This is a genomic window from Burkholderia sp. FERM BP-3421 (genome assembly GCF_028657905.1).
Lineage (GTDB): Bacteria > Pseudomonadota > Gammaproteobacteria > Burkholderiales > Burkholderiaceae > Burkholderia.
The window spans coordinates 2,762,911-2,786,519 of record NZ_CP117782.1 but is presented as its reverse complement, the minus strand read 5'-3'; the positions used below and the strand labels follow the sequence as shown (position 1 = coordinate 2,786,519).

The 23,609-nt window shown below is 70.6% G+C and carries 20 protein-coding genes; 9 read left to right on the top strand and 11 right to left on the bottom strand.

Annotated elements, in window-relative coordinates; genetic code table 11:
• Positions 1–87 precede the first annotated feature (87 nt).
• Positions 88–3,666, top strand: coding sequence for an indolepyruvate ferredoxin oxidoreductase family protein (locus Bsp3421_RS28550; protein ID WP_273999394.1), 3,579 nt, complete (start codon positions 88–90; stop codon positions 3,664–3,666).
• 243 nt (positions 3,667–3,909) lie between these two features.
• Positions 3,910–5,052: a nucleoside hydrolase gene (locus Bsp3421_RS28545; protein ID WP_443111542.1), complete on the top strand. Its 1,143-nt coding sequence runs from the start codon at positions 3,910–3,912 to the stop codon at positions 5,050–5,052.
• A 93-nt stretch (positions 5,053–5,145) separates the two neighbouring features.
• Here Bsp3421_RS28545 and Bsp3421_RS28540 read toward each other — a convergent pair whose 3' ends face one another.
• From Bsp3421_RS28540 to Bsp3421_RS28530, 3 genes are all read right to left on the bottom strand, one after another.
• The gene (locus Bsp3421_RS28540) at positions 5,146–5,589 is read right to left on the bottom strand and encodes a type VI secretion system amidase immunity protein Tai4 (RefSeq protein WP_443111541.1); all 444 of its coding nucleotides are present in this window, start codon (positions 5,587–5,589) and stop codon (positions 5,146–5,148) included.
• The gene (locus Bsp3421_RS28535; RefSeq protein ID WP_273999393.1) at positions 5,586–6,086 is read right to left on the bottom strand and encodes a type VI secretion system amidase effector protein Tae4; all 501 of its coding nucleotides are present in this window, start codon (positions 6,084–6,086) and stop codon (positions 5,586–5,588) included. The genes Bsp3421_RS28540 and Bsp3421_RS28535 overlap by 4 nt, the downstream gene beginning before the upstream one ends.
• A gap of 94 nt (positions 6,087–6,180) precedes the next feature.
• Positions 6,181–7,851 carry a Na+/H+ antiporter gene (locus Bsp3421_RS28530; RefSeq protein WP_273999392.1) on the bottom strand — a complete coding sequence of 557 codons (1,671 nt, stop codon included), beginning with the start codon at positions 7,849–7,851 and terminating at the stop codon, positions 6,181–6,183.
• A 286-nt stretch (positions 7,852–8,137) separates the two neighbouring features.
• Between Bsp3421_RS28530 and Bsp3421_RS28525 the strand changes: the two genes are divergently transcribed.
• The 7 genes from Bsp3421_RS28525 to Bsp3421_RS28495 all read left to right on the top strand — a co-directional run bounded on the left by Bsp3421_RS28525 (position 8,138) and on the right by Bsp3421_RS28495 (position 15,083).
• The gene (locus tag Bsp3421_RS28525) at positions 8,138–9,427 is read left to right on the top strand and encodes a sensor domain-containing phosphodiesterase (RefSeq protein ID WP_273999391.1); all 1,290 of its coding nucleotides are present in this window, start codon (positions 8,138–8,140) and stop codon (positions 9,425–9,427) included.
• Between the two features lie 261 nt (positions 9,428–9,688).
• Positions 9,689–10,069 (top strand): hypothetical protein, encoded by a 381-nt coding sequence (locus Bsp3421_RS28520; RefSeq protein ID WP_273999390.1) that lies wholly within the window; start codon positions 9,689–9,691, stop codon positions 10,067–10,069.
• Between the two features lie 5 nt (positions 10,070–10,074).
• Positions 10,075–10,503, top strand: coding sequence for a hypothetical protein (locus Bsp3421_RS28515; RefSeq protein ID WP_273999389.1), 429 nt, complete (start codon positions 10,075–10,077; stop codon positions 10,501–10,503).
• Positions 10,504–10,663: 160 nt separating this feature from the next.
• The gene (locus Bsp3421_RS28510) at positions 10,664–12,109 is read left to right on the top strand and encodes an alkaline phosphatase (RefSeq protein ID WP_273999388.1); all 1,446 of its coding nucleotides are present in this window, start codon (positions 10,664–10,666) and stop codon (positions 12,107–12,109) included.
• A gap of 32 nt (positions 12,110–12,141) precedes the next feature.
• Positions 12,142–13,548: an alkaline phosphatase gene (locus tag Bsp3421_RS28505; protein ID WP_273999386.1), complete on the top strand. Its 1,407-nt coding sequence runs from the start codon at positions 12,142–12,144 to the stop codon at positions 13,546–13,548.
• Between the two features lie 10 nt (positions 13,549–13,558).
• Positions 13,559–14,317 carry a hypothetical protein gene (locus Bsp3421_RS28500; protein WP_443111540.1) on the top strand — a complete coding sequence of 253 codons (759 nt, stop codon included), beginning with the start codon at positions 13,559–13,561 and terminating at the stop codon, positions 14,315–14,317.
• A gap of 58 nt (positions 14,318–14,375) precedes the next feature.
• Positions 14,376–15,083, top strand: coding sequence for a copper homeostasis protein CutC (locus tag Bsp3421_RS28495; protein WP_273999384.1), 708 nt, complete (start codon positions 14,376–14,378; stop codon positions 15,081–15,083).
• Positions 15,084–15,505: 422 nt separating this feature from the next.
• Here Bsp3421_RS28495 and bioB read toward each other — a convergent pair whose 3' ends face one another.
• From bioB to Bsp3421_RS28455, 8 genes are all read right to left on the bottom strand, one after another.
• Positions 15,506–16,555: a biotin synthase BioB gene (gene bioB, locus Bsp3421_RS28490; protein ID WP_273999382.1), complete on the bottom strand. Its 1,050-nt coding sequence runs from the start codon at positions 16,553–16,555 to the stop codon at positions 15,506–15,508.
• A gap of 40 nt (positions 16,556–16,595) precedes the next feature.
• Positions 16,596–17,321 carry a dethiobiotin synthase gene (bioD, locus tag Bsp3421_RS28485; RefSeq protein WP_273999381.1) on the bottom strand — a complete coding sequence of 242 codons (726 nt, stop codon included), beginning with the start codon at positions 17,319–17,321 and terminating at the stop codon, positions 16,596–16,598.
• A complete protein-coding gene (bioF, locus tag Bsp3421_RS28480) occupies positions 17,318–18,529 on the bottom strand; it encodes an 8-amino-7-oxononanoate synthase (RefSeq protein ID WP_273999379.1) in 1,212 nt (403 codons plus the stop codon). The genes bioD and bioF overlap by 4 nt, the downstream gene beginning before the upstream one ends.
• A complete protein-coding gene (bioA, locus tag Bsp3421_RS28475) occupies positions 18,526–19,872 on the bottom strand; it encodes an adenosylmethionine--8-amino-7-oxononanoate transaminase (protein WP_273999378.1) in 1,347 nt (448 codons plus the stop codon). Before bioA ends, bioF begins: the two co-directional genes overlap by 4 nt.
• A 456-nt stretch (positions 19,873–20,328) precedes the next feature.
• Positions 20,329–21,594 (bottom strand): dienelactone hydrolase family protein, encoded by a 1,266-nt coding sequence (locus Bsp3421_RS28470; RefSeq protein WP_273999377.1) that lies wholly within the window; start codon positions 21,592–21,594, stop codon positions 20,329–20,331.
• Between the two features lie 400 nt (positions 21,595–21,994).
• Positions 21,995–22,540, bottom strand: a complete 546-nt coding sequence (locus Bsp3421_RS28465) for a hypothetical protein (protein ID WP_273999376.1) — start codon at positions 22,538–22,540, stop codon at positions 21,995–21,997.
• Positions 22,521–23,078 carry a hypothetical protein gene (locus Bsp3421_RS28460; protein ID WP_273999375.1) on the bottom strand — a complete coding sequence of 186 codons (558 nt, stop codon included), beginning with the start codon at positions 23,076–23,078 and terminating at the stop codon, positions 22,521–22,523. Before Bsp3421_RS28460 ends, Bsp3421_RS28465 begins: the two co-directional genes overlap by 20 nt.
• A gap of 73 nt (positions 23,079–23,151) precedes the next feature.
• Positions 23,152–23,580, bottom strand: coding sequence for a YchJ family protein (locus Bsp3421_RS28455; RefSeq protein ID WP_273999373.1), 429 nt, complete (start codon positions 23,578–23,580; stop codon positions 23,152–23,154).
• Between the last annotated feature and the right edge of the window lie 29 nt (positions 23,581–23,609).

Genomic DNA, 23,609 nt, shown 5'->3' with positions numbered 1-23,609 from the left:
GTCGGCGTGCCGAAATCCATCGATTTCGCTTTTCGACCGACGATCGCGCACGAGACGCGAACCGCATAATCAGGAGACAAGCCCCCTATGAACGCCCGCCTGCCGATCGACGGCGCCCCGCCCCTGTCCGACTACCGGCTCACCGACAACCTGTCCGCGACGCGCGGCCGGATCTTCCTGACCGGCACGCAGGCGCTGGTGCGGCTCCTGCTGATGCAGCGCGCGCTCGACGCGGCGCAGGGGCGCAACACGGCGGGCTTCGTCAGCGGCTATCGCGGCTCGCCGCTCGGCATGGTCGATCAGCAGTTGTGGAAAGCGAAGAAGCTGCTCGACCAGGGCGGCGTGCGTTTCCTGCCGGCGATCAACGAGGAGCTGGGCGGCACGGCGGTGCTCGGCACGCAGCGCGTCGAGGCCGATCCGGAGCGCACCGTCGAGGGCGTGTTCGCGATGTGGTACGGCAAGGGGCCGGGCGTCGATCGAGCGGCCGACGCGCTCAAGCACGGCCACGCGTTCGGCGCGTCGCCGCACGGCGGCGTGCTGGTGGTGGCGGGCGACGATCACGGCTGCGTGTCGTCGTCGATGCCGCATCAGAGCGATTTCACGATGATGGCGTGGCACATGCCGGTCGTGAACCCGTCGAACCTCGCCGACATGCTCGAATTCGGCCTGTACGGCTGGGCGCTGTCGCGCTTCTCGGGCGCATGGGTGGGCTACAAGGCGATCTCGGAGACGGTCGAATCCGGCTCGACCGTCGACCTCGACGCGCTGCAGCTCGAGTGGCCCGCGCCGGAAGGCTATACGCCGCCGCCGGGCGGCCTGCACAACCGCTGGCCCGATCTGCCGAGCCTCGCGATCGAGGCGCGGCTCGCCGCGAAGCTCGATGCGGTGCGCCATTTCTCGCGGGTCCACAGCATCGACAAGTGGATCGCGAAGAGCGCGCACGCGAACGTCGGCATCGTCACCTGCGGCAAGGCGCACCTGGACCTGATGGAAGCGCTGCGCCGCCTCGACCTGACCGCCGCGGACCTCGACGCGGCCGGGGTGCGGATCTACAAGGTCGGCCTGTCGTTCCCGCTCGAGATGTCGCGCATCGATGCGTTCGTCGACGGCCTGTCGGAAGTGCTCGTGATCGAGGAGAAGGGGCCCGTCATCGAGCAGCAGATCAAGGACTACCTGTACAACCGCGCCGCCGATGCGCGTCCGCGCGTGCTCGGCAAGCACGACGCGGCGGGCGCGCCGCTGCTGTCCGAGCTGGGCGAGCTGCGCCCGTCGCGGATCCTGCCGGTGTTCGCCGACTGGCTCGCGCGCCACAAGCCGGCGTTCGACCGCCGCGCGCGCGTGGTCGATCTGGTCGCGCCGAGCATCCTGTCGAACGAGGCGGACGCGGTGCGGCGCACCCCGTACTTCTGCTCGGGCTGCCCGCACAACACGTCCACCAAGGTGCCCGAGGGCTCGATCGCGCAGGCGGGGATCGGCTGTCACTTCATGGCCTCGTGGATGGAGCGCGACACGACGGGCCTGATCCAGATGGGCGGCGAGGGCGTCGACTGGGCCGCGCACGCGATGTTCACGAACACGCGCCACGTGTTCCAGAACCTCGGCGACGGCACCTATTTCCATTCGGGCATCCTCGCGATCCGCCAGGCGGTCGCGGCGCGCGCGAACATCACCTACAAGATCCTCTACAACGACGCGGTCGCGATGACGGGCGGCCAGCCGGTCGACGGCAGCATCTCGGTGCCGCAGATCGCGCGGCAGGTCGAGGCCGAAGGCGTGTCGCGCTTCGTCGTGGTGTCGGACGAGCCGCAGAAGTACGACGGCCATCACGGTCTGTTCCCGAAGGGCACGACCTTCCATCACCGCAGCGAACTCGACACGGTGCAGCGCGAGCTGCGCGACACGGCGGGCGTGACGGTGCTGATCTACGACCAGACCTGCGCGGCCGAGAAGCGCCGGCGCCGCAAGAAGGGCGAATTCCCCGACCCGGACAAGCGCCTGTTCATCAACGACGCCGTCTGCGAAGGCTGCGGCGATTGCGGCGTGCAGTCGAACTGCCTGTCGGTCGAGCCGCTCGAGACGCCGCTCGGCCGCAAGCGGCGCATCGACCAGTCGTCGTGCAACAAGGACTTCTCGTGCGTGAACGGCTTCTGCCCGAGCTTCGTTACGGTCGAGGGCGCGCAGCTCAAGAAGGCCGCGGGCGCGGCGTTCGACGAAGCGGCGCTCGCCGCGCGCGTCGAGGCGCTGCCGCGCCCGGCCACGCATCTCGATGCGGCGCCGTACGACATGCTCGTGACGGGCGTCGGCGGCACCGGGGTGGTCACGGTGGGCGCGTTGATCAGCATGGCCGCGCACCTCGAAGGCAAGAGCGCCTCGGTGCTCGATTTCATGGGCTTCGCGCAGAAGGGCGGCTCGGTGCTGTCGTTCGTGCGGATCGCCGCGCGCGACGAGTGGCTGAACCAGGTGCGGATCGACACCCAGCAGGCCGACGTGCTGCTGGCCTGCGACATGGTGGTCGGCGCGAGCGGCGATGCGCTGCAGACGGTGCGGCACGGCCGCACGCGGATCGTCGTCAACACGCATGCGATCCCGAATGCGGCCTTCGTGCAGAACCCGGACGCGAGCCTGCACGCGGACGCGCTGCTGCAGAAGATGCACCACGCGGCGGGCGACGGCTACCTGTCGAGCTGCGACGCGCAGGCGCTCGCGGGCCGCTTCCTCGGCGACACGATCGGCGCGAACATCCTGATGCTCGGCTTCGCGTGGCAGCTCGGGCTCGTGCCCGTGTCGCACGCGGCGCTGATGCGCGCGATCGAGCTGAACAACGTCGCGGTGCCGATGAACCGGCTCGCGTTCTCGGTGGGCCGGATGGCGGCCGCCGATCCGGCCGGGCTCGAGGCGCTGTGGCAGGCGCGTCACGCGGCGTCCGCGATCGTCGCGGCCGCGCCCGTGACGCTCGACGCGCTGATCGCCGACCGCGAGGCGCGGCTGGTCGAGTACGGCGGCGCCCGCTATGCCGCCCGTTATCGGGCGCTGGTCGACCAGGCGCGCGCGCGCGGCGACGAGCGCGTGACGCGCGCGGTCGCGACCACCTTCCACCGCCTGCTCGCGGTGAAGGATGAATACGAGGTCGCGCGGCTGTACGCGGACGACGCGTTCCGCAGCGCGCTCGAAGCGCAGTTCGAGGGCGTCGCGGGGCGCGACTTCCGCATCCGGTTCAACCTCGCGCCGCCGACCACGGCGAAGCCGGGCAAGGGCGGCGCGGCGCCGCGCAAGCAGGTGTTCGGCCAGTGGCTGTGGCCGGTGCTGCGCACGCTCGCGCGCGTGCGCGGGCTGCGCGGCACCTGGCTCGATCCGTTCGGCCGGACCGTCGAGCGGCGCATGGAGCGCGCGCTGGCCGACGACTACGAGACGACGCTGCGCGCGGCGCTCGCGATCCTGACGCCGGACAATGCCGCGCAGGTCGCGCAGCTGGCCGAGCTGCACGCGAAGGTGCGCGGCTACGGCCACGTGAAGCTCGCGAATCTCGCCGGCGTGAAGCGCGCGGAGCGCGAACTGGCCGCGCGGCTGTCGCTGTCCGCCTCGACCGGCGCGGCCGTGCAGCACGCGCTCGACGAGATGAAGGGCGCGGGCGCGCTGCGCGGGATTCCGGTGGTGGTGGCGAAGTAAGCCGCCGATCGTCCGCGAGGGCCGGCGGGCGCGAGCCCGGCCGGCCTTTTTTGTCGGCGCGCGACGCGGCGGCGCGGGCTGCTTGCTATAGTGGCGATCGCGCGGCGACGGGCCCGTCAGCCGGATCGAGAGCCGGCCGGGCGCCGCGCGCGAAACACGGGGCGGCCGCGCGACAGGCGGGCCGCCACCATACCAACTGCTGCCGGGCATTCGCGGCCCGGCCATTCGAGGGGGCGCAAGCCGATGAAGACAGGGATCATCAAATGGGTGGGAGTCGCGGCGTTCGCCGCGCTGGCGACGGGCGGCGCGATGGCGGCGCCGACGCCGACGGACGGCGTGCCGAAGATCATCATCGACAGCGACTACAACACGATGAGCGACGACGGGCAGCTCGGCGTGATGGCCGCGCAGCTGCAGGCCGAGGGCAAGCTCAAGGTGATGGGCATCACGGTCGTGTCGGGCAACCAATGGCTCAAGCAGGGCGTGGCCGATGCGCTGAAATCGGTCGAGCGGCTCGGCGCGGGCAGCCAGATCGGCATCTACAGCGGCGCGAACTACGCGTTCGATCACAACTACGCGACCATCAAGCGCGAACTGGCGGCGGGCGCGGGCGGCGACGGCTACCTGGGCGCGTGGGATTCGCCCGAGCCGCGCCATGCATCGGACCTGAAGGCGCCGCCCGACGGCTTCGCGAAGCGCACCTACGTGCAGCGCGAGCATGCGGTCGACTTCATCATCCGCACGGTCAAGGCGAATCCGCACGAGATCACGGTGCTCGCGGTCGGCCCGCTGACCAATCTCGCGCTCGCGGCGAAGCGCGACCCGTCGATCGTGCCGCTGATCAAGCAGATCATCTACATGGGCGGCGCGGTGCACGTGGCGGGCAACACGACGAAGGCGGCCGAGTTCAACTGGTGGTTCGATCCGGACGCGGCGCGCGAGGTGGTGCGCCTGCCGATCCCGCAGGTGGTGGTGCCGCTCGACGTCACCGACACGGTGTTCCTGACCAAGCCGATCTATGACCGCATCGCGCACCCGGCGCACCCGACTGCGGTCACCGAGGTCTATCGCCAGATGAACGGCTATGGCTTCACCGGCAAGGACGGCTTCGAGAACAACCCGAACTACACGCAGAACATCTGGGACACGCTGACGATCGCGTACCTGCTCGATCCGAGCTACGCGACGGAGGTGTCGGAGGAATACCTCGACGTGGTCGCGAAGCCGGGCCGCCCCGACAACGGTCGGTCGATCGGCTATGCGCGGCAGCCCGAGGGCGCCGCGCTGCAGAAGGTGAAGATCGTGAAGCAGTTCGACAGCAAGCGCTTCTTCGAGCTGTACGTGGATCTGCTGACGCGTCCGGTGCCGGTCAGGCTCGCGCAGTGAGGCGGGCGGGCTGACGCGCCCGGCGCATGCATGAAGAAAGCGGGCCGCCGGCCCGCTTTTGTTTTTGCCGGCGACGCGAGGCCGGGTGGAGCTTCAACGGCTGCGCGGCCGGGAGGCGCGGGCCGGCGGGGCGGTCAAGCGTCGCGCGAGCGTGTCGAGCGCGGCGCTGTGATAGAGGTCCAGGCATTTGAGGAAATCGAATCGCAAGCCCGGGGCCTCGGCTTCCGCGAGCGGATTGCGGTAGTCGCGGGCGAGATAGGCGTCGACCAGCGCGCGGATCGCATCGGGCGCGCGCTCCATGTCGTAGTGGGACCATTCCTGCAGGGCGCTGACGCTGCTGCCCGCGTCGCGCGCCGCGAGCGGCGCCTGCCGGTATGCGTCGGCGACGCAGGTGGCGAGCACCATGTCCTTGAAGTTTTGCCGATCGGAACGGGAGTGGGCTTGTGGGGAGGTCGTATTATTTGCCGCTTGAGTACCCGACGTCGTGAGGGTCGCAATTGCAAGCAGGGTTGCAATGATCTTAAGCCGCTTCGTCACGACAGGCTCCAAAAATTGGCACGTGTGGTTCGATAGGTCGATTCACGTTGATTAAAGTAGCATTGGTCATAGCAATTGCAACCGTTCCACAAAGTTGCGTGGCCGTTCGCATTCGACCACCCCGACACCTCAAATAGAACCACTCCTTTCTTGTTGGCAAGTGTGCCGCCGCCAGCCGGTGGAAACGGGACGACTTCGGGTGGGCCCCATCGTTGCCTCAGAAACTCGATGAGATCTTTGACACGATAGAAATGCCACTTCTCATCCGCTCCCGAAACGGTTCTTCTTGGGAGGCGCGGTACGATCACGCCCGATTGATTCAGGACATAGCTCATTCTGACCGCGCACGTATTTACCCATCGTTGCTGCGGATCCGGGTTGGTTATGTTCCGCGCAACGGTACCGCCAATTATCTTGGCGATAGTTGCTCCGGTTGTTGCAGGTTCGTAGATTCGCATCGCGGCGGCCCAAGCGGTGGCGAAGGAAGGGCGTGTCATGGCGTTCCGCACTCAAGTTGATCAGTTGGCAGGAACGTCATGATCCAGACACGGATGCCAGGCGGCTATGGGACGACGCTGCAATCTCCGTCCCTCACCCGCCGACCAAACCCTTCTTCCGCGTCGACAGCGCGCTTTCCGACAGGTCGATCTCGCGCATCAGCTTCGCGAGCGTCTCGTCGTTGATCTTCTGTTCGCCGCGCAGCCGGTACAGCACCGCGCGCTCGGCGCGAATGCCCGCGATCCGCATCTGCAACTCCATCTTCTCCGCCTGCTTCGCCTCGGCGAGCGGCTCGCTCTCGCCGACGAGCCCCGCGAGCCGGCGCCGGTACTGGTCCATCACGCGCGCCGTGACTTCCGTGCAGCGCGCGGCGGCGGCTTCGTCCAGCTCGACGGCGAGCGCGTCGTGGGTCGAGTCGACCGCGCGGATCGCGGCCTGGGCGGCCGCCGAGCGCGCGGCGCGCTCTTCCTCCGCATGCGGGTTGTGGCTGGAGCGGACCCCGCGCAGCAGCAGCGGCAGGCCGGCCACGGCGATGCACAGCGAGCCGAGGATCACGCCCGAGGCGATGAAGATCGCGGTGTCGCGGCCGGCGAGCGGCGCGCCGTTGTCGAGCGCGACCGGAATCGACAGCACGCCCGCGAGCGTGATCGCGCCGCGCACGCCGCCGACCGTCATCACCGCGATCGTGCGCAGCCCCGCCATGGTGCCGGCGAGCCCCCGCTTCGCGGCGCGCCGGCTCGCGATCCAGCGCAGCAGCCACACCCACGCGAAGCGGATCGCATAGAGCGCGGCCAGCATCGCCGCGACATAGCCGAGCATCGCGCCGACGAGCGCGTCGCTCGTGTGATGCGCGTCGACGAGCGCGCGGCCGATGATGTGCGGCAGCTGCAGCCCGAGCATGATGAACACCATGCCGTTGAACACGAACTCGATCATCGCCCAGGTGCTTTCCGCGCGGATCCGCGACGCCACCGTGCTGGTGCGCGAGAAGTTCGTGTAGTTCATCATCATCCCCGACGCGACCGCCGACAGGATCCCGGACAGGCCCAGATGCTCGGCGATCAGGTAGGCCGCGAACGGCACGAGCAGCGTCATCACGATGCCGGGCGCGGGGTCGCCTTCCTGCGACGAATTGAGGAAGCGCGTCGACAGCGCGCTGAACAGCCAGGACAGCAGCGCGCCCGTCGCGAGGCCGCCCGACGCGACGATCACGAAGCTGATCGACGCGTCGCGCAGCGAGAACACGCCGGTGAGCGCGGCGGCGATCGCGAACTTGAGCGCGACGAGGCCCGACGCGTCGTTCATCAGCGCCTCGCCTTCGAGGATGTGCATCAGCTGCGGCGGGATCCGGCCCTTGCCCGCGATGCCGGACAGCGCGACCGCGTCGGTCGGCGACAGCACGGCCGCGAGCGCGAACGCGATCGGCAGCGGCAGGCCGGGAATCAACCAATGCGCAAAATAGCCGACCGCGAGTACGGTCATGAAGACGAGGCCGAAGGCCAGCATCAGGATCGCGCGCCGCTGCAGGTACAGCTCCCGTTTCGGGATCCGCCAGCCGTCCGCGAACAGCAGCGGCGGGATGAACAGCAGCATGAAGATCTCGGGATCGAACGTGACGTGCAGGTTGAACGTCGGCCACGCGAGCAGCGCGCCGATCGCGATCTGCATGAGCGGCAGCGGCAGGCGCAGCGGCAGCACCCGGGTGATCATCCCGGACAGCGCGACGGCCAGCAGCAGGATCAGGACGGTAAAGACAATTTCCATTGAAACGTGCAGGTGGCAATACAGGAACGGTACGGAGTGTAACGTGCCCGCAAGGTGCGCGTCGTCCCGGCCCCGCGGTCGATTGCACCGGGTTGGTGCAAAAAAGCCCCGGCGGCAGGCATCCGGAATGAATCGGGCACCGAAATATCAGGCCGGCCGCGCGCGAGAGCGCGCACGGAGCTTGCTTGGTGGTGGTCACAACTAAATTGGATAACCGAGGATCCGTGATGAAAACCCGAGAGCCGAACCTACCGCCTGCCGATGAGAGCGTCATGAGGAGGCTGACATGACCATCGCCCAGCAGGAGCGCCCGATGAGCGCATCGCCGTACCACTTCGAGCCCGAGCTGGCCTCCGGCCTCGACCGCGTCGTGACCCGGCATCGCGAGCTGACGCTGACGAGCGTGTTCCAGCCGATCTTCAGCCTGTCGCACCAGCGCGCGGTCGGCTACGAGGCCTTGTTGCGCGCGCACGATCCGCTCGACCGGCCGGTGTCGCCGCTCGACGTGTTCGGCGAGGCCGCGCGCCATGGCGAGCTGATGCAGGTCGACCGCCTCGCGCAGGCGCTGCACCTCGAAAACTTCGCACTGCTCGGCGCCGGGCGCGAGTGGCTGTTCCTCAACGTGAATCCGTGCGCGCTCACCGATCCGTTCCAGGCGGCGGCGCTGCTCGCGAACCTGACGCGGCTCGGCGTGCCGCCCCGGCGCGTCGTGCTGGAGGTGCTCGAACAGCGCGCCGACGATCTGGAAAAGCTGGCCGAGGCGGTGCGCGCGTTTCGCGAGCAGGGCTTCCTGATCGCGCTCGACGATTTCGGCGCGGGGCATTCGAACCTGGAGCGGATCTGGCAGCTGAATCCGGACATCGTCAAGCTGGACCGCATCATGCTGTCGCAGGCGCAGCACCGCACCGGTCTCACGGCGATCCTGCACGGGCTCGTGACGCTGCTGCACGAGGCGGGCAAGCTGGTGCTGATCGAGGGCATCGAGACCGAACACGAGGCGCAGATCGCGCTGTCGTGCGGGACCGATTTCGTGCAGGGCTATTTCTTCGGCCGGCCCGCCCCGGGCCTGCCGGACAGCGTGGCGGCGTCCACCTGCATCGCGGAACTGACGGAGCGCCATCGCAGCCGGACCGATGCGCGCGAGCGGCGCGACGCGCAGCGGCTCGCGCCCTACCTGCGCGCGTTCGAGCGCGCGGTCGACCGGCTCGTGGGCGGCGAACCGCTCGACGAGGTGTGCTGGAATTTCCTCGCGCTCGATCATGCGGCGCGCTGCTTCCTGCTCGATGCGAACGGGCGGCAGACGGGCCGCAACGTGGTGCTGCGCGCCGATCGCGCGGCGCCCGAATCGCGCTTCACGCCGCTCGCCGACGCGCAGGGGGCGAACTGGCTGCGCCGGCCGTATTTCCGCGCGGCGATCGCGGAGCCGGGGCGCGTGCATGCGACCCGGCCGTATCTGTCGATCAACGAGGCGCTGCCGTGCGTGACCTTGTCGGCCGCGCTGCGGGTCGGCGATGCGCAGTGCGTGCTGTGCGCGGACATCGATTGGCTCGACGAGGACGCGGCGGCGGGCGACTAGGCGGCGCGGGCAAGGGCCGCGGTGCGCGCGCCGCCGGCCCGCCTTCTTTCTCCGCGTCGGTGCGCCGCGCGGGTCATGGCGCGGCGCGCGCTTCCCCCGGATGGGTCGGGCGACTCGGGCGGCTCGCTTCGTCCGCCGCCCGTCCGCGCGGTTGATTTTTCCGCAACGCGGGCCGAGAATGGGCGCGAACTTCACGGGGCGCGGATGGAGAGACTAGGCGCCGCGCGCCGCCGGATCGATCCCAGGACGCACAACAACACCATGAAAAGACCCGTCTCCCTGAGCATCCTCGGCTGGTTCATCGTCGTCACCAATGCGATCGCGCTGCTGGTGTGGCCGTGGACCCTGCACAATCCGAGCGCGCAGGCTGTGTTCGCGCGCTCGATGATGCCGCTGCCGGTCATGCTCGCGGTCTCCATCGCCTCCCAGGCGCTGTGCCTCGTCGCCGGCGTCGGCATCCTGAAGGGGCGCGCGTGGGCGCGCACGCTCTACACCGTCATCACGCTGGCGACGCTCGCCTTCTCGCTCGTCACCTCGCCGTTCAAGATCATGTTGCTGCCGGGCGCGGTGCTGGCCGCCCTGTTCCTCTACCTGCTGTATCGTCCGGCCGCCACCGCCTACTTCGTGCGGGACGCACGATGAACTTCGTGCGCAACGCAATCGGCCTGCTGTGCGTCGGGATCGCGAGTCTCGTGCTGATGGTTGCCGAGATGGTGCTGATCTGGGCGCCCTCGGTGCCGCTCAAGCATCGCGGGGTGCTGGTCGCGCTCGTCTGCACGGCGCTCCTGTACCTGCTCGGCGCGTGGATCGCGCGCGTCACGCCGCGCATGCGGCCGGTCGGCATCGGCCTGCTCGTCACCTCGGCGATCACCCTGCTCGACGTGCTCACGCTGCTCGCGATGCGGCTGTCGCCGGAATTCCTCTCGCTGCTCGCCGCCGCGAACCACGGGATCGCGATCGAGGTGCCGGCGAGCGGGCTGATCCGCGGCGCGTGCCTCGCCGTGCTGCTCGGCTGGCTCGGCTGGTGGTTCGCCGCGCCCGGTGCACGCGCGGCGGGGCGCGAGCTGGCTGACTGACGAACCGCGGAACCGCGGAACCGCACGCGCGGGCGTCCCACGCCCGCCGCCGATCCTTCCGTTTTCATTTCCGGATACTTTCATTTGCCTTCACATTCGCGTCACATCGGCCCCTTATCGTCCTTTCGTTTTGAAAGACTCCATCAAGGAAGCCGAAAACATGAAGCGAACGAGACTGGCGGCGCTGCTCTGTGCAAGCGTCTTCGCGGCGACGGGCTGCGGTAGCGACGACGGGCCGACGAGCGCGGTGCCCCGCATCGACGACGGGGCGCAGGCGACCGCGGCGCGCAACGTGATCTTCTTCCTCGGCGACGGGATGGGGCTCACCACGCTGACCGCCGCGCGCATCTACGGGGTGGGCGAGGACGGCGAGCTGACGCTCGACACGCTGCCGGAAACCGCGTTCGTGAAGACCTATTCGAACGACGCGCAGGTGACCGACAGCGCGCCGTCGATGTCCGCCTACATGACGGGCGTGAAGACCAACAACGAAGTGATCGCCATGACGCCGGACACGAAGGCGATCGAGCCGACCAAGGATCTCACCGGCAACTGTGGCGCGAACAACGGCAAGGCCGCGCGCACGCTGCTCGAGATCGCGAAGGAGCGCGGCATGGGCACGGGCGTCGTCACCACCACGCGCGTCACCCACGCGACGCCCGCCGCGACCTATTCGCACGTGTGCCACCGCGACGCGGAGAACGACATCGCCGCGCAGCTCGTGCCGGGCGGCGCGGGCTACAACGCGGCGCTGCGCGACGGCGTCGACGTCGTGCTCGGCGGCGGCTCGCAGTTCTTCGTGCCGAAGGACGGCGGCGGCAAGCGCGTCGACGGGCGCAATCTCGTCGCCGAGTTCAAGGCGAAGGGCTACGCTGTCGCGCAGACCCGCGACGAGCTGCAGGCGGCCGACGCGACCAGGAGCGGCAAGCTGCTCGGCCTCTTCGCGTCGAGCCACATGAGCTACGACCTCGACCGCAATCCGGCCAAGGAGCCGAGCCTCGCCGACATGGCGACGCGCGCGCTCGACGTGCTGCAGAAGAACCAGAAGGGCTATTTCCTGATGGTCGAGGGCGGCCGGATCGATCACGCGCTGCACGACACCAACGCGAAGCGCGCGCTGCAGGACACGATCGCGTTCGACAACGCGATCCGCGCGACGCTCGACAAGGTGCGCAAGACCGATCCGAAGCTCGAGAACACGCTGATCGTGGTCACGGCCGACCACGACCACACGCTGGTGCTGAACGGCTATGCGGCGCGCACGGGCAAGACCGAGGCGGGCAAGCCGGGCGTGCTCGGCGTGCTGCGCAACTACCAGAACGGCGCGGTCGCGAAGGACGCGGACGGCGCGCCGTACACGATCATCGGCTTCGGCAACGGCGAGAACCGCGTGCAGGGCAGCCGCGCGGGCACCAACCTCAGCGACGCGGTGACGGGCGCGGACGACTATCGCCAGGAAGCGGTCGTGCGGATGGACAAGGGCGGCGAAACGCACGGCGGCACCGACGTGTTCCTCGGCGCGATCGGCAAGGGCGCGGAGCAATTCCACGGCGTGATCGAGAACAACAAGGTGTTCGAGCTGGTCCGCAACGCGGTGCAGCTGTGAGCGCGGCCTTTCAGGGAACAGGGGAATACAGGATGTCGACTATCAAGCGCATCGCGGCGGCGACGCTGGCCGCGGCGGGTATCGCGGGCATGGGCTTCGGCCAGGCGGCGCAGGCCGCGGGCCAGGCGAAGAACGTGATCTTCTTTCTGGGCGACGGCATGGGGCCGACCACGGTCACCGCGAGCCGCATCTACAAGGTGGGCGAGGCGGGCCAGCTGACGATGGAGAAGCTCGCGCGCACGGCGCGCGTGAAGACCTTCTCGAACGACGCGCAGACGACCGACAGCGCGCCGTCGATGGCCGCGTACATGACCGGCGTGAAGATGAACAACGAGGTGCTGTCGATGTCGTCCGACACGCGCGCGGTGGCGCCGGGCGCCGATGCGAACGGCAACAAGACCGTCAACAACTGCGCGCCGGGCAACGGCCGCGCGGTGCCGACGCTGCTCGAACTCGCGAAGGCGCGCGGCAAGGCGGTCGGTGCGATCACGACCACCGAGCTGACCCACGCGACGCCGGCCGCGACCTACTCGCACATCTGCCATCGCGACGCGCAGTACGACATCGCCGCGCAGGCCGTGCCGGGCGGAGTGGGCTATAACGCGGCGCTGGGCGACGGCGTCGACGTGCTGATGGGCGGCGGCCGCAACCACTGGACGCCGTACGATGCCGCCAGCAACAAGCGCGGCCGCGCGGACGGGCGCAACCTGCTCGCCGAATTGCGCGCGAAGGGCTATGCGGTCGCGGCGACCAAGGACCAGCTCGCGCAGGTCAAGCAAGGCAAGCTGGTCGGGCTGTTCAGCACGACGAGCCACCTCGAATACGAACTGGACCGCGCCGCCGGCAAGGGCGAGGGGCCGACGCAGCCGAGCCTCGCGGAGATGACCTCGAAGGCGATCGACGTGCTCGCGCAGAATCCGAACGGCTATTTCCTGATGGTCGAGGGCGGCCGCATCGATCACGCGCTGCACGGCACCAACGCGAAGCGCGCGCTCGAGGACGCCGGCGCGTTCGACGAGGCGATCCGCGTCGCGCTGTCGAAGGTCGACCTGTCGAACACGCTGATCGTCGTGACGGCCGACCACGACCACACGATGACGATCAACGGCTACTCGAAGCGCGGCAATCCGATCCTCGACATCAGCCGCAGCTATCGCGACGGCCAGCCGAACAAGGACGCGGACGGCAACACCTACACGACGCTCGTGTTCGGCAACGGCGCGAACCGGCCGAACGTGCGCACGTCGGTCGATTCGGCGGTCGTGACGGACGAGGCCTACCTGCAGGAGGTCGGCGTGCGGGTCGGCGGGCCGGGATCGGAGACGCACGGCGGCGGCGACGTGATGCTGTTCGCGGACGGCGCCGATGCGAAGGCGTTCAAGGGCACGATCGACAACACGAAGGTGTTCGGTCTCGTGCGCTCGGCGTTCGGCTTCTGAGCGGGCGGCGATGAACGGAATCGGAATGCGGGCCCTCGCGGGCCTCGCGTGCGGCTGCGCGGCGGCGCTGGCCTGCGCCGCGCCCGCGCTCGACGCGGTGCTGCTGCACGAAAGCATGACGGTGGGCGCCGACGGCGTGACGCGCACCACCTCGTATCGCGAGCGGATGGTGCGGCGCGAGGGACATGTGTGGGTCGAGCGCGTGAAGCCCGGCGCGGACGGCGAGGCGGAACACGGGCACGCGCATGAACAGGCCCGGGCTCGTGCGTCGGACGCGGCGTCGACGGGTGTGCGGCCCGTCGCGGCGGAGGCGCACGCCGGCCACAAGCACTTCGACTTCGCGTCGGCGGCGCGTCATGTGACCCATGACGGCCGGTGCGCGCGGATCGAGTACGTGAGCGCCGCCGAGCGGACCGTCGTCGATGTGCCGCCTGCCGAATACGAGACCACCGGCTTCGACGGTTCGTGGGACAACGCGTACTACCTGACGCCGCCCGCGCGCCTGAAGCCGCTCGCGGCGAGCGCGAAGCCGGGCCGCGCGCCGGGCACGCGCTGGTACGAGCAGAAGGTCGCGACGGCCGGCGCGCAGGGGCTGAACCGGATCCTGTGGAGCGAGACGCTGCAGGCGCCGCTCGCGATCGAATACCGGAGCGCGGACGGCCGCGTCACGCGCAAGCTCACGCTGACGCCGGTCGCGCGCGCCGCGACGCCGCCGTGGGCTCAGTTGCAAGGGTACGCGCGCAAGGAATACGCGGACTTCCTCGACTGATCGGACGCGGCGGGTCGGGTAGGATGCAGGCTGATCCCACCCGACGACGAGCCCGCCGATGCCTGCCTCCTCCCTGCTCCTCGAAGTGATCGCCACCACGGTCGGCGACGCCCGCACCGCCGCCCGCGCGGGCGCGGACCGGCTCGAACTCGTGACGGCGATCGGCGAGGGCGGCCTGACGCCGAGCGTCGGGCTGATCGAAACCGTGGTGGCCGCGGTGCCGATCCCGGTCAACGTGATCGTGCGACCGCACAGCCGCTCGTTTCACTACGACGCCGACGATCTCGCGACGATCGCGCGCGACGTGCGCGCGGCGGTCGCGGCCGGCGCGCACGGCATCGTGTTCGGCATGCTCGACGCACACGGCGAGGTCGACGTGAACGCGCTGCAGCGCGTCGCCGACGCGGCGGACGGCCGCCCGCTGACCTTCCATCGCGCGTTCGATGTCGCGCGCGATCTCAACGCGGCGTTCGAGGTGCTGCTGCGCGTGCCGGCGGTGACGTCGGTGCTGACCTCGGGCGGCCATCCTTCGGCGCTGGACGGCCGCGACGTGATCGCGCGGATGGTGCGGCGCGCGGCGGGTACGTCGTGCACGGTGCTCGCGGGCGCGGGGCTGACGGTGGCGGCAGTCGGGGAATTCGCGCGTGCGACCGGCGTGCGCGCGGTGCATTTCGGCTCGGGCGTGCGCGAGCGCGGCGAGGTGCTCGCGCCCGTCGACGCGCGCCAGGTGGCGAAGGCGCGCGCCGCGTTGGACGCGGCGGCGTAGCGGTTCAGCCGGGGGCCGGCGCGCGCGGCCCCGACCCGCATGCGCGGGGTGAGCCGCCGCGCAAGGGCGAAGCGGCCGGGGCCCGCTCGAAAACACATGAAGCCGGTGTCCGGCCGGTCGGCGTTGCGATCCGCGTCGGGCGTGAGGATGCGACGTTTGAAGCGGAAGCGGAGGCGGGAGAGAGGCCGGTCGTATGCCTCGACGCGGTCGAAGACGGCTTGCCCGATGTCGAGCGCGGCCGATGAGGCGCGGGATTCCGGCACGGCTCGTCGCGGGCCGCGCAGGCCGGTTCGCGACGATGCAGGCCCCGCGTCGGGCCTATCGGCCCGGCCCTGACGACTGCCGCGCAACGCGGAGCGGGGCCTGCGCCGCCGAGCCGCCCCGCCAGGCGGCCCGGACCGCGCGATCAGTCGATCGGTTGATCAGTTCGCCGCGCCGTGCGCGCAGGACTGCGCGGTTTCCTTCGGCATCTGCTGCGCAACTTCCGTGCGCATCCCGAGCCGCGCGAGCAGTTGCCGGTCGGCTTCCGCCTGCGGATTGCCGGTGGTCAGCAGCTGGTCGCCGTAGAACATCGAGTTCGCGCCCGCGAGGAAGCACAGCGACTGCATCGCGTCGTCGAGCTGCTCGCGGCCGGCCGACAGGCGCACCATCGCCTTCGGCATCGTGATGCGCGCGACCGCGATCGTGCGCACGAACTCGAACGGGTCGAGCGCCGCGGTGCCTTCGAGCGGCGTGCCCTCGATCGCCACCAGGTTGTTGATCGGCACCGATTCCGGATACGGGTTCAGGTTCGCGAGCTGGGTGATCAGGCCCGCGCGCTCGCGGCGCGATTCGCCCATGCCGATGATGCCGCCGCAGCACACGTTGATGCCGGCGTCGCGCACGCGGTCGAGCGTGTCGAGGCGGTCCTGGTAGGTGCGCGTCGAGATCACCTGGCCGTAGAACTCGGGCGAGGTGTCGAGGTTGTGGTTGTAGTAGTCGAGGCCCGCTTCCGACAGCGCCTGCGCCTGATGCGCCTCCAGCATGCCGAGCGTCACGCAGGTCTCCATGCCCATCTCCTTCACGCCGCGGATCATGTCCTTGATCGGCTCGAGATGGCGGTCCTTCGGATTGCGCCAGGCCGCGCCCATGCAGAAGCGGGTCGCGCCGTTGTCCTTCGCGACGCGCGCGGCGGTGAGCACCGCGTCGACGTCCATCAGCTTCTCGGCCTTGAGGCCCGTCTCGTGGTGCGACGATTGCGAGCAGTAGCCGCAGTCTTCCTCGCAGCCGCCGGTCTTGATCGACAGCAGCGTCGACAGCTGGATCGCGTTCGCGTCGAAGTGCGCGCGATGCGCCTGCTGCGCGCGGAACATCAGGTCGTTGAACGGCAGCTCGTACAGCGCGAGCACGTCGGCCACGCGCCAGCGCGGGGCGGCGGGAGCGGCCACCGGCACGGCGGCGGGCGTCGGGGAGGTGGTCTGGGCTTCGGTCATGTCGTTTCCTGGTTGTGTCGTGGGAACGTGGAAGGGGCAATCAGGACGCGCCGCGCGCGGCGCGCAGCGTGTCCAGCAAGCGGGGAATATCGAGCGCGTGCGACGCACGCGCGGGATCGGGCGGGCTCTGGTGCGCGATGCTGCCGACGAGCGGCGCGCGATGCTCGCGTTCGAGCCACAGGCGCAGCGTGTCGAGGTTCTCGTCGGCATAGCCCATCGCCGGGTCGATGCGGTTCGCGACCCAGCCGGCGAGGGTCAGGCCGCGCGCGGCGATCGCGTCGGCGGTGAGCAGCGCATGGTTGATGCAGCCGAGCCGCATGCCGACCACGAGCACCACCGGCAGGCCGAGCGCGACCGCGAGGTCGGCGGTGTCGCGGGTCGTGTCGAGCGGCACGCGGAACCCGCCGACACCCTCGACCACCACGATGTCGGCCGCCTCGCACGCGCGCTGGTGCGCGGCGACGATCGTGCCGATGTCGAGCGTCACGCGCTCCTCGGCGGCGACGATGTGCGGCGCGGCGGGTGCTTTCAGCAGGAACGGCGTGCGGATCGCGGGCGGCAGCGCGACGTTCGCGGCGGCGTCGAGCTGGTCCGCGTCCTCGTTGCGCCAGACCCCGTCGCGCTCGTAGGCGCCCGCCGCGATCGGCTTCATCGCGGCGGCGCGCAGCCCGTGGCGCGCGAAGCCGTACAGCAGGGCGGCGCTGACGAAGGTCTTGCCGATCTCGGTGTCGGTGCCGGTGACGAACAGCGAAAGCGGGGCGGTCATGCGGCGCGCGCCTCCCGCGCGGCGGCCGCGTCGCCCGCATGCGCGAGCGCGGCGTCGAGGCGCGCGAGATCGTCGAACGAATGCGCGGCCGACAGCGAGACGCGCAGCCGCGAGGTGCCGGCGGGCACCGTCGGCGGCCGGATCGCGGGCACCCACAGGCCATGTTCGTCGAGCGCGGCCATCGCGGCGAGCGTCGTCTCGTTGTCGCCGATCACGAGCGGCTGCACCGCCGTGTGCGAGTCGGGCGCATGCCAGCGGGTGCGGCGCAGGATCGCGCGGGTGCGCTCGATCAGCTGGCCGAGGTGCGCGCGGCGCGCGTCGCCTTCGGCGCCGCCGATCAGTTCGAGGCTCGCGGATACCGCGTGCGCGACCGACGGCGGCGCGGCCGTCGTGAAGATGTAGCTGCGCGCACGCTGGACCAGCCATTCGATGACGGTCTCGTGCGCGACGACGAAGGCGCCCGCGACGCCCGCCGCCTTGCCGAGCGTGCCGACGTAGACGAGGTTCGGCGAGCGCAGCGCCTGCGCGGCGAGCGCGCCGCGCCCCTGCGGGCCGAGCACGCCGAAGCCGTGCGCATCGTCGGTGACGAGCCAGGCGTTGTGCGCTTCCGCGAGCGCGACGAGGCCCGCGAGGGGCGCGACGTCGCCGTCCATGCTGAACACCGTGTCGGTGACGATCAGCTTGGTGTCGGCGTCGGAGGCGGCGAGCAGCGCGGCGAGCGCGTCGGTGTCGCGGTGCGGATAGATCTGCACGGTCGCGCGCGACAGCCGTGCGCCGTCGATCAGCGACGCATGGTTCAGCGCGTCGGAGAAGATCGTCGCGCCGCGTCCGGCGAGCGCGGTCAAGGCGGCGAGGTTCGCCATGTAGCCGGTGCTGAAGTACAGCGCGCGCGGCGCGTCGCAGAAGCCGCCCGCGAACGCGGCCAGCGCGTCCTCGAGCCGCGCGTGCGCGCGCGAGTGTCCGCCGAGCAGGTGCGAGCCGCCGCTGCCGGAGCCGTAGCGGCGCGCGCCTTCGGCGAACGCGTCGACGAGCCGGGGATGCGCGGCGAGGCCGAGGTAGTCGTTGCTCGCGAAACCGATGATCGTCCGCCCGTCGACCGTCATGTGCGCGTCGCATGCGGTGTCGGCGATGCGGCGCAGGCGGCGCAGGCCGTCGGCGTCGAGGGCGGCGAGGCCGCGGGCGAGCGTGTCGAGCAGGGGATGGGTCATGCGGCGGCTCCTTCGAGCGTGGCGTCGAGCGTGTCGAGCGTGCGCGCGGCGAGCCACGCGAGCTCGTCGTCGTCGAGGATGTACGGCGGCATCAGATAGACCGTGGTGCCGAGCGGGCGCAGCAGGGCTTCGCGCGCGAGCGCATGCTCGAAGAAGCGGCGCGGGAACGTGCGCGCGGCCTCGCCGTCGAGCGCGACGTCGAACGCGAAGATCGTGCCGCGCTCGCGCAGGTGCCGCACGCGCGGATGCGCGGCGAGCGGCCGGAGCGCCTCGCGCAGGCGCGCCGACTTGCGCGCGTTGGCGGCGAGCACGTCGTCGCTCGCGAACAGGTCGAGCGTCGCGAGCGCCGCGCGGCACGCGAGCGGATTGCCCGTGTACGAGTGCGAATGCAGGAAGCCGCGCGCGGTGTCGTCGTCGTAGAACGCCGCGAAGATGGCGTCGCGCGACAGCACGATCGACAGCGGCAGGTAGCCGCCCGTGATGCCCTTCGACAGGCACAGCAGGTCGGGCCACACGCCTGCCTGCTCGCAGGCGAAGAAGGTGCCGCTGCGGCCGCAGCCGACGGCGATCTCGTCGGCGATCAGGTGCACCTCGTGCGCGTCGCACAGCGCGCGCAGCCCGCGCACGTAGGACGGATCGTGCATCGCCATGCCGGCCGCGCACTGCACGAGCGGCTCGATGATCAGCGCGGCGATCCGGTCGCCGCGCTCGTTGAACAGCCGCTCGACATCGGCGAGCGCGCGCGCGGCGACGTCGGCCGCGCTTTCGCCCGGCTGCGCGAGGCGCGCGTCGGGCGATGCGACCACGTGCGCGGCGCGGATCAGCGGATCGTACGCATCCCTGAAGAGCGGCACGTCGGTGACGCCGAGCGCGCCGACCGTCTCGCCGTGATAGCCGTTCGCGACGCAGGCGAATTCGCGCTTCGCGTCCCGACCGCGATTGCGCCAGGTGTGGAAGCTCATCTTCAGCGCGATCTCGACGGCGGACGCGCCGTCGGATGCGAAGAACGCATGGCCGAGCGTGTGCTGCGTGAGCGCCGAGAGCCGCTCCGCGAGTTCGATGGCGGGCTCGTGCGTGCAGCCCGCGAGCATCGCGTGTTCGAGCGTGTCGAGCTGGTCCTTGAGCGCCGCGTTGATGCGCGGGTTCGCATGGCCGAACAGGTTCACCCACCATGAGCTGATCGCGTCGAGATAGCGCCGGCCGGCGCGATCGTACAGCCACGGGCCGTGGCCGCGCGCGACGGGAACGAGCGGCAGCCGCTCGTGGTGCTTCATCTGGGTGCAGGGATGCCAGACCGCGCGCAGGCTGCGCGCGACCCAGTCATCGGTCGCTGGTGTGTTCAAAACGACTCCGTGACGAAGACGCGGCGTTGCGGGCGCAACCACGGGGGCGCGGCCCGCCGCCGGATCCGATGGCCGGCGGGCGGCCCAGGGCGGCGTGAAAACGCATGCGTGCAAAACCAAAACCGGGCCGAGATTAGCGCGTTCCGCGCCTCGTTGCACTAGCCGTTACAAACCCGCCGAGCCTTGTCTGGCATGGAGTTGCGGGCATTTGTCGACGTCTCGCGACGGTTCGGGCGCGTTCCTTGGAGAAGTCCGCTTTTGACGACGGCAAAGTGACGCTCCCCGGCGGATGGACATCTGTTCGGAAGCGGAAAAAGGCGGGATGGCGGCCGGCGCTTTCGGCGGCCGGGCAGGGAGCGTGGCGGCGGCGCGACCAGGGCGGCCTCGATCCGGCCTGTGCGCGGTCCGCGTGGCCGAACGATCAGACGAAACGGCGAGGGGCGCGCGCGACGGGAATCAGCGGCTCGCGAGCGCGTGAGCGGCGGCCGGGGCGTCGTTCGCCGGACTGGCGTCCGCGCTGCGCGTGGCGTCGCGCCAGACGACCCGGTCGTTGACCGCATACAGCTTGCAGGGACCTGTCCCCTGTTTCTTGCAGTTGTCGAGCGCGAGCGCCATCGGGTCGTCGCCGCCTTCGGCCCAGGACCACGCGCCGTCGCCCGATACCGCGAACGCGCGGCTCGGGTGCTGGTTCAGGAAGTGGCGATAGCCTTCGCGGCCCGCGTCGTCGAGGAACGGCACCGCGTCGACCGCGTCGATCGACGCGTAGCCGCTCGCGTTCGGCTCGCGCGGGCTGGCCACCGCATAACGCACGGCGGCCGGCATCTTCAACTGGGCCAGGAACGCGCCGACGGGCGGCCACCAGATCGGCACGCCGTCGCGATCGACGATGATCCGGTGCGCGTCGTCCTTGTAGCGGCCGAAGTCGACGAACAGCGTGCTGGCGCCGTGCGCCATGTAGGCGTTGCGCAATTGTCCGACGAGTGAGGGCGACCACACCGAATCGTTGTCGCCGTACAGCCACAGCGACGGCACGTGGGTTTCGGCGCCGTAGGTGTCGAACGCGCCGACGAGGTTCTTCTGCCAGTTCGGGCACAGGTCCTGGCGCAGGCCGCCCGAGAAATTGATGATGCCTTTCACGCCGGGGGCGGCCTCGGTGCCGTACGCGAGCGACACCATGCCGCCGTGCGAGGTGCCGGCGACGAGGACGTGCTGCGCATCGACATACGGCAGCTTCGTCATGTAGCCGATGGTCGCCTCGACGTCGCGCGCCTGCGCGAGGCCGTTGCGCTCGACGTCGCAGCCTTCCTGCACGTAGGCGCCGCCCGAGCCGGCGAAACCCTGGCGGTTCGGCGCGACGACGGCGTAGCCGCGCCGCACGAATTCGCGCGCGAACGACAGCGGGCGGCTGCGCGGCTGGTCGCGCAGGTCGCCTGAATTCTTGCCGTGATTGAAGATGACGAGCGGGAACGGGCCGGGGCCGTCGGGCTTGAACACCGTGGCTTCGAGCGTGACCGCGCCGGCCGCGCCGGCCGGAATGCGGATCACCTGCTCGTTGAGATCGGCGGCCACCTGGGGCAGGCCGGAATCGGCGTAGTCGAAGCGCTCGGCGCTGGCGAGCGCGCCGCCGGCGTCGGGCGGCGCGGCGGCAGGCAGCGGTCCGGCCTGAGCGGCCGACAGCACGCAAGCCGCCATCCATCCCACTACTGCCTTGCTGAACGCCATCTGCCCGTATCCGTTGAGATCGTAGACCCGAATGACCCTCATCGTAGCCTGACAATTTTGCGCTGTGCAATGCGGGAGTTACCCGGCATCCGCGATGGCGGCGCCGACCCGGCGGCCGCTTACAAATGCGCCGGTCGAGCGGCGAAACGGCTGCCGGATCGGGGGCTCAGGCATGGCGCCGGCGACCGGGCGGGCGCGACGGCGCACCCCGGCGCGGGTCCGGACGAATCGCAAGACGGCTGGCGCGCGTGCGGGATGTGTGGGGCATCGAACGAAGCGGCCGCCGTGAACGGACCGCGCATCGCGACGCGGCGTGATGCCGGCGTAGCGCGCGATCTCGACGGCGACGTCCGGGCTCGCGTGCGCGTCGATCCCGTGGCGCGGATTCGACGCGCACGTGTCATTCCGCCGCGGCCGGCAGTGGAAAACCCGTGATGTCGAGCTGCGCGAGCGTGCCGTCGTCGGCCGCGGCGACCGACACGCCGGGCGCGATCGCGTACCACACCGAGGCGTCGCGCCACACGAGCCGCAGCGTGCCGGTGCCGCGCGCATGCCAGGCGGCGGGCTCGCGTGCGCCGAGGCGGCCGAGCGCGTCGAACGCGCCGTCCAGGCGGGGCGTGACGAGGGCCGGGCGCGCGACGGGCAGGCGCTCGACGCGCCGCCAGCCGGCCGGGTTCGTATAGAAGTCGAACGCGGTGAGCCGGCCCAGGCCGTCGAGCGTCAGCGCCAGCGGGCCGGCGACGATCACGCGCGTGGCGGCGGGCAGGTCGGTGTGCCGCTCCGGCGCGCCGTCGAGGCGCACGGCGGCGTGCTGGTAGTCGATGCTGCCGAGCAGCGTGAAGCATTCGCGATCCCACAGCACGCTGGCGCGGGCCGGATGCGCGAACGCCAGCGGATGCACGGTGACCGGCGGCGCGGCGCGCCCGTTATCGCTGGTAGCTGACATGGAGGACCGTGTCGTCGTGATCGCGCACCGCGAGCGCGAGGCGATAGGCGAGGCCCTGGCGCACGAGCGGGGCCGCATAGCGACTGACGCCGCGATGGCCCGCGCGATCCGGCGAGCGGACGCCGTAACGGATCGCGAGCCGCAGGATATGCGCAGGCACGAAGCGCGAGTCGTCGCGCAGATGCGCGGGGGACACGGCGACCCGCGGCGCGGCGCGCAGCAGGGCCGCGAAGCGCCGGCGCAGCAGCGCGCGGAGCGCATTGGCCGCGTCGCGGTCCATCGGGCGTGCGGCGAGCAATGACACGCAGCGGCCGTCGAGGTCGAGGATCCGCACGCTGTTGCACGTGCGGTGCGCGTAGCCGACGAACGCATCGACGTGCGGGTCGTGCAGCGCGTGCGCATCGGCCGGCAGGCCGGGCGGGCGCAGTTCGAACGGGCCCGCGCAGACGGGCGGGCAGACGTGCAGGTAAAACGGAGTGGGGGTGGCGGGGCGAGGCGGCATCGGATGCGGTTCCCTGTCGGTCTGAACCAGGGACACACGATATCGGGCCGCGTGGCGTCCGATCAATCAGCAAAGTCCGAAACGTGCGGCGGGGCGCGCCGCACGCGCCTCAGTGTTCGCTCACGTCGCCGTCGACGTAGCGCCAGCGGCCGTCGTCGCCGCGCGTGAAGCGGCTGGTTTCGTGCAGGCGGTGCGCGCGTCCGCCGATCTTGTAGCGCGCGACGAACTCGACCACGGCGTGGGTCGCATCGAGCGGCGCGTGACGCTTGATCGACAGGCCGAGCCAGCGCGGCGGCTCGTCCTGTGCATCGAGGTCGGGCGGGCAGGTGCGCGGATCCCAGGTGTCGCGCAGGTAGCGGGTGTCGCGGAGCACGTAGGCGCTGTAGCGCGAGCGCATCAGTTCGAGCGCGTCGGGCGCGAACGCGCCGCCGTCGAGGAAGCGGCCGCAGCAGGCGGCGAAGCGCGGCGCGCCCGCGCCGGCCGGACGGTTGGGCGCGGCGCCGCCGCACGGGCAGTCGAGAGGTCGGGAAGCGGACATGCGAACGGAGAAGGGTCGAGGGCCCGGCA

Excerpts from the sequence above, each read along its gene's own strand:
- Bsp3421_RS28550 (WP_273999394.1), top strand. The coding sequence starts at position 88 with ATGAACGCCCGCCTGCCGATCGACGGCGCCCCGCCCCTGTCCGACTAC.
- Bsp3421_RS28545 (WP_443111542.1), top strand. The coding sequence starts at position 3,910 with ATGAAGACAGGGATCATCAAATGGGTGGGAGTCGCGGCGTTCGCCGCG.
- Bsp3421_RS28535 (WP_273999393.1), bottom strand. The coding sequence starts at position 6,086 with ATGACACGCCCTTCCTTCGCCACCGCTTGGGCCGCCGCGATGCGAATC.
- Bsp3421_RS28530 (WP_273999392.1), bottom strand. The coding sequence starts at position 7,851 with ATGGAAATTGTCTTTACCGTCCTGATCCTGCTGCTGGCCGTCGCGCTG.
- Bsp3421_RS28525 (WP_273999391.1), top strand. The coding sequence starts at position 8,138 with ATGACCATCGCCCAGCAGGAGCGCCCGATGAGCGCATCGCCGTACCAC.
- Bsp3421_RS28520 (WP_273999390.1), top strand. The coding sequence starts at position 9,689 with ATGAAAAGACCCGTCTCCCTGAGCATCCTCGGCTGGTTCATCGTCGTC.
- Bsp3421_RS28510 (WP_273999388.1), top strand. The coding sequence starts at position 10,664 with ATGAAGCGAACGAGACTGGCGGCGCTGCTCTGTGCAAGCGTCTTCGCG.
- Bsp3421_RS28505 (WP_273999386.1), top strand. The coding sequence starts at position 12,142 with ATGTCGACTATCAAGCGCATCGCGGCGGCGACGCTGGCCGCGGCGGGT.
- Bsp3421_RS28500 (WP_443111540.1), top strand. The coding sequence starts at position 13,559 with ATGAACGGAATCGGAATGCGGGCCCTCGCGGGCCTCGCGTGCGGCTGC.
- Bsp3421_RS28495 (WP_273999384.1), top strand. The coding sequence starts at position 14,376 with ATGCCTGCCTCCTCCCTGCTCCTCGAAGTGATCGCCACCACGGTCGGC.
- bioB (WP_273999382.1), bottom strand. The coding sequence starts at position 16,555 with ATGACCGAAGCCCAGACCACCTCCCCGACGCCCGCCGCCGTGCCGGTG.
- bioD (WP_273999381.1), bottom strand. The coding sequence starts at position 17,321 with ATGACCGCCCCGCTTTCGCTGTTCGTCACCGGCACCGACACCGAGATC.
- bioF (WP_273999379.1), bottom strand. The coding sequence starts at position 18,529 with ATGACCCATCCCCTGCTCGACACGCTCGCCCGCGGCCTCGCCGCCCTC.
- Bsp3421_RS28470 (WP_273999377.1), bottom strand. The coding sequence starts at position 21,594 with ATGGCGTTCAGCAAGGCAGTAGTGGGATGGATGGCGGCTTGCGTGCTG.
- Bsp3421_RS28465 (WP_273999376.1), bottom strand. The coding sequence starts at position 22,540 with ATGTCAGCTACCAGCGATAACGGGCGCGCCGCGCCGCCGGTCACCGTG.
- Bsp3421_RS28455 (WP_273999373.1), bottom strand. The coding sequence starts at position 23,580 with ATGTCCGCTTCCCGACCTCTCGACTGCCCGTGCGGCGGCGCCGCGCCC.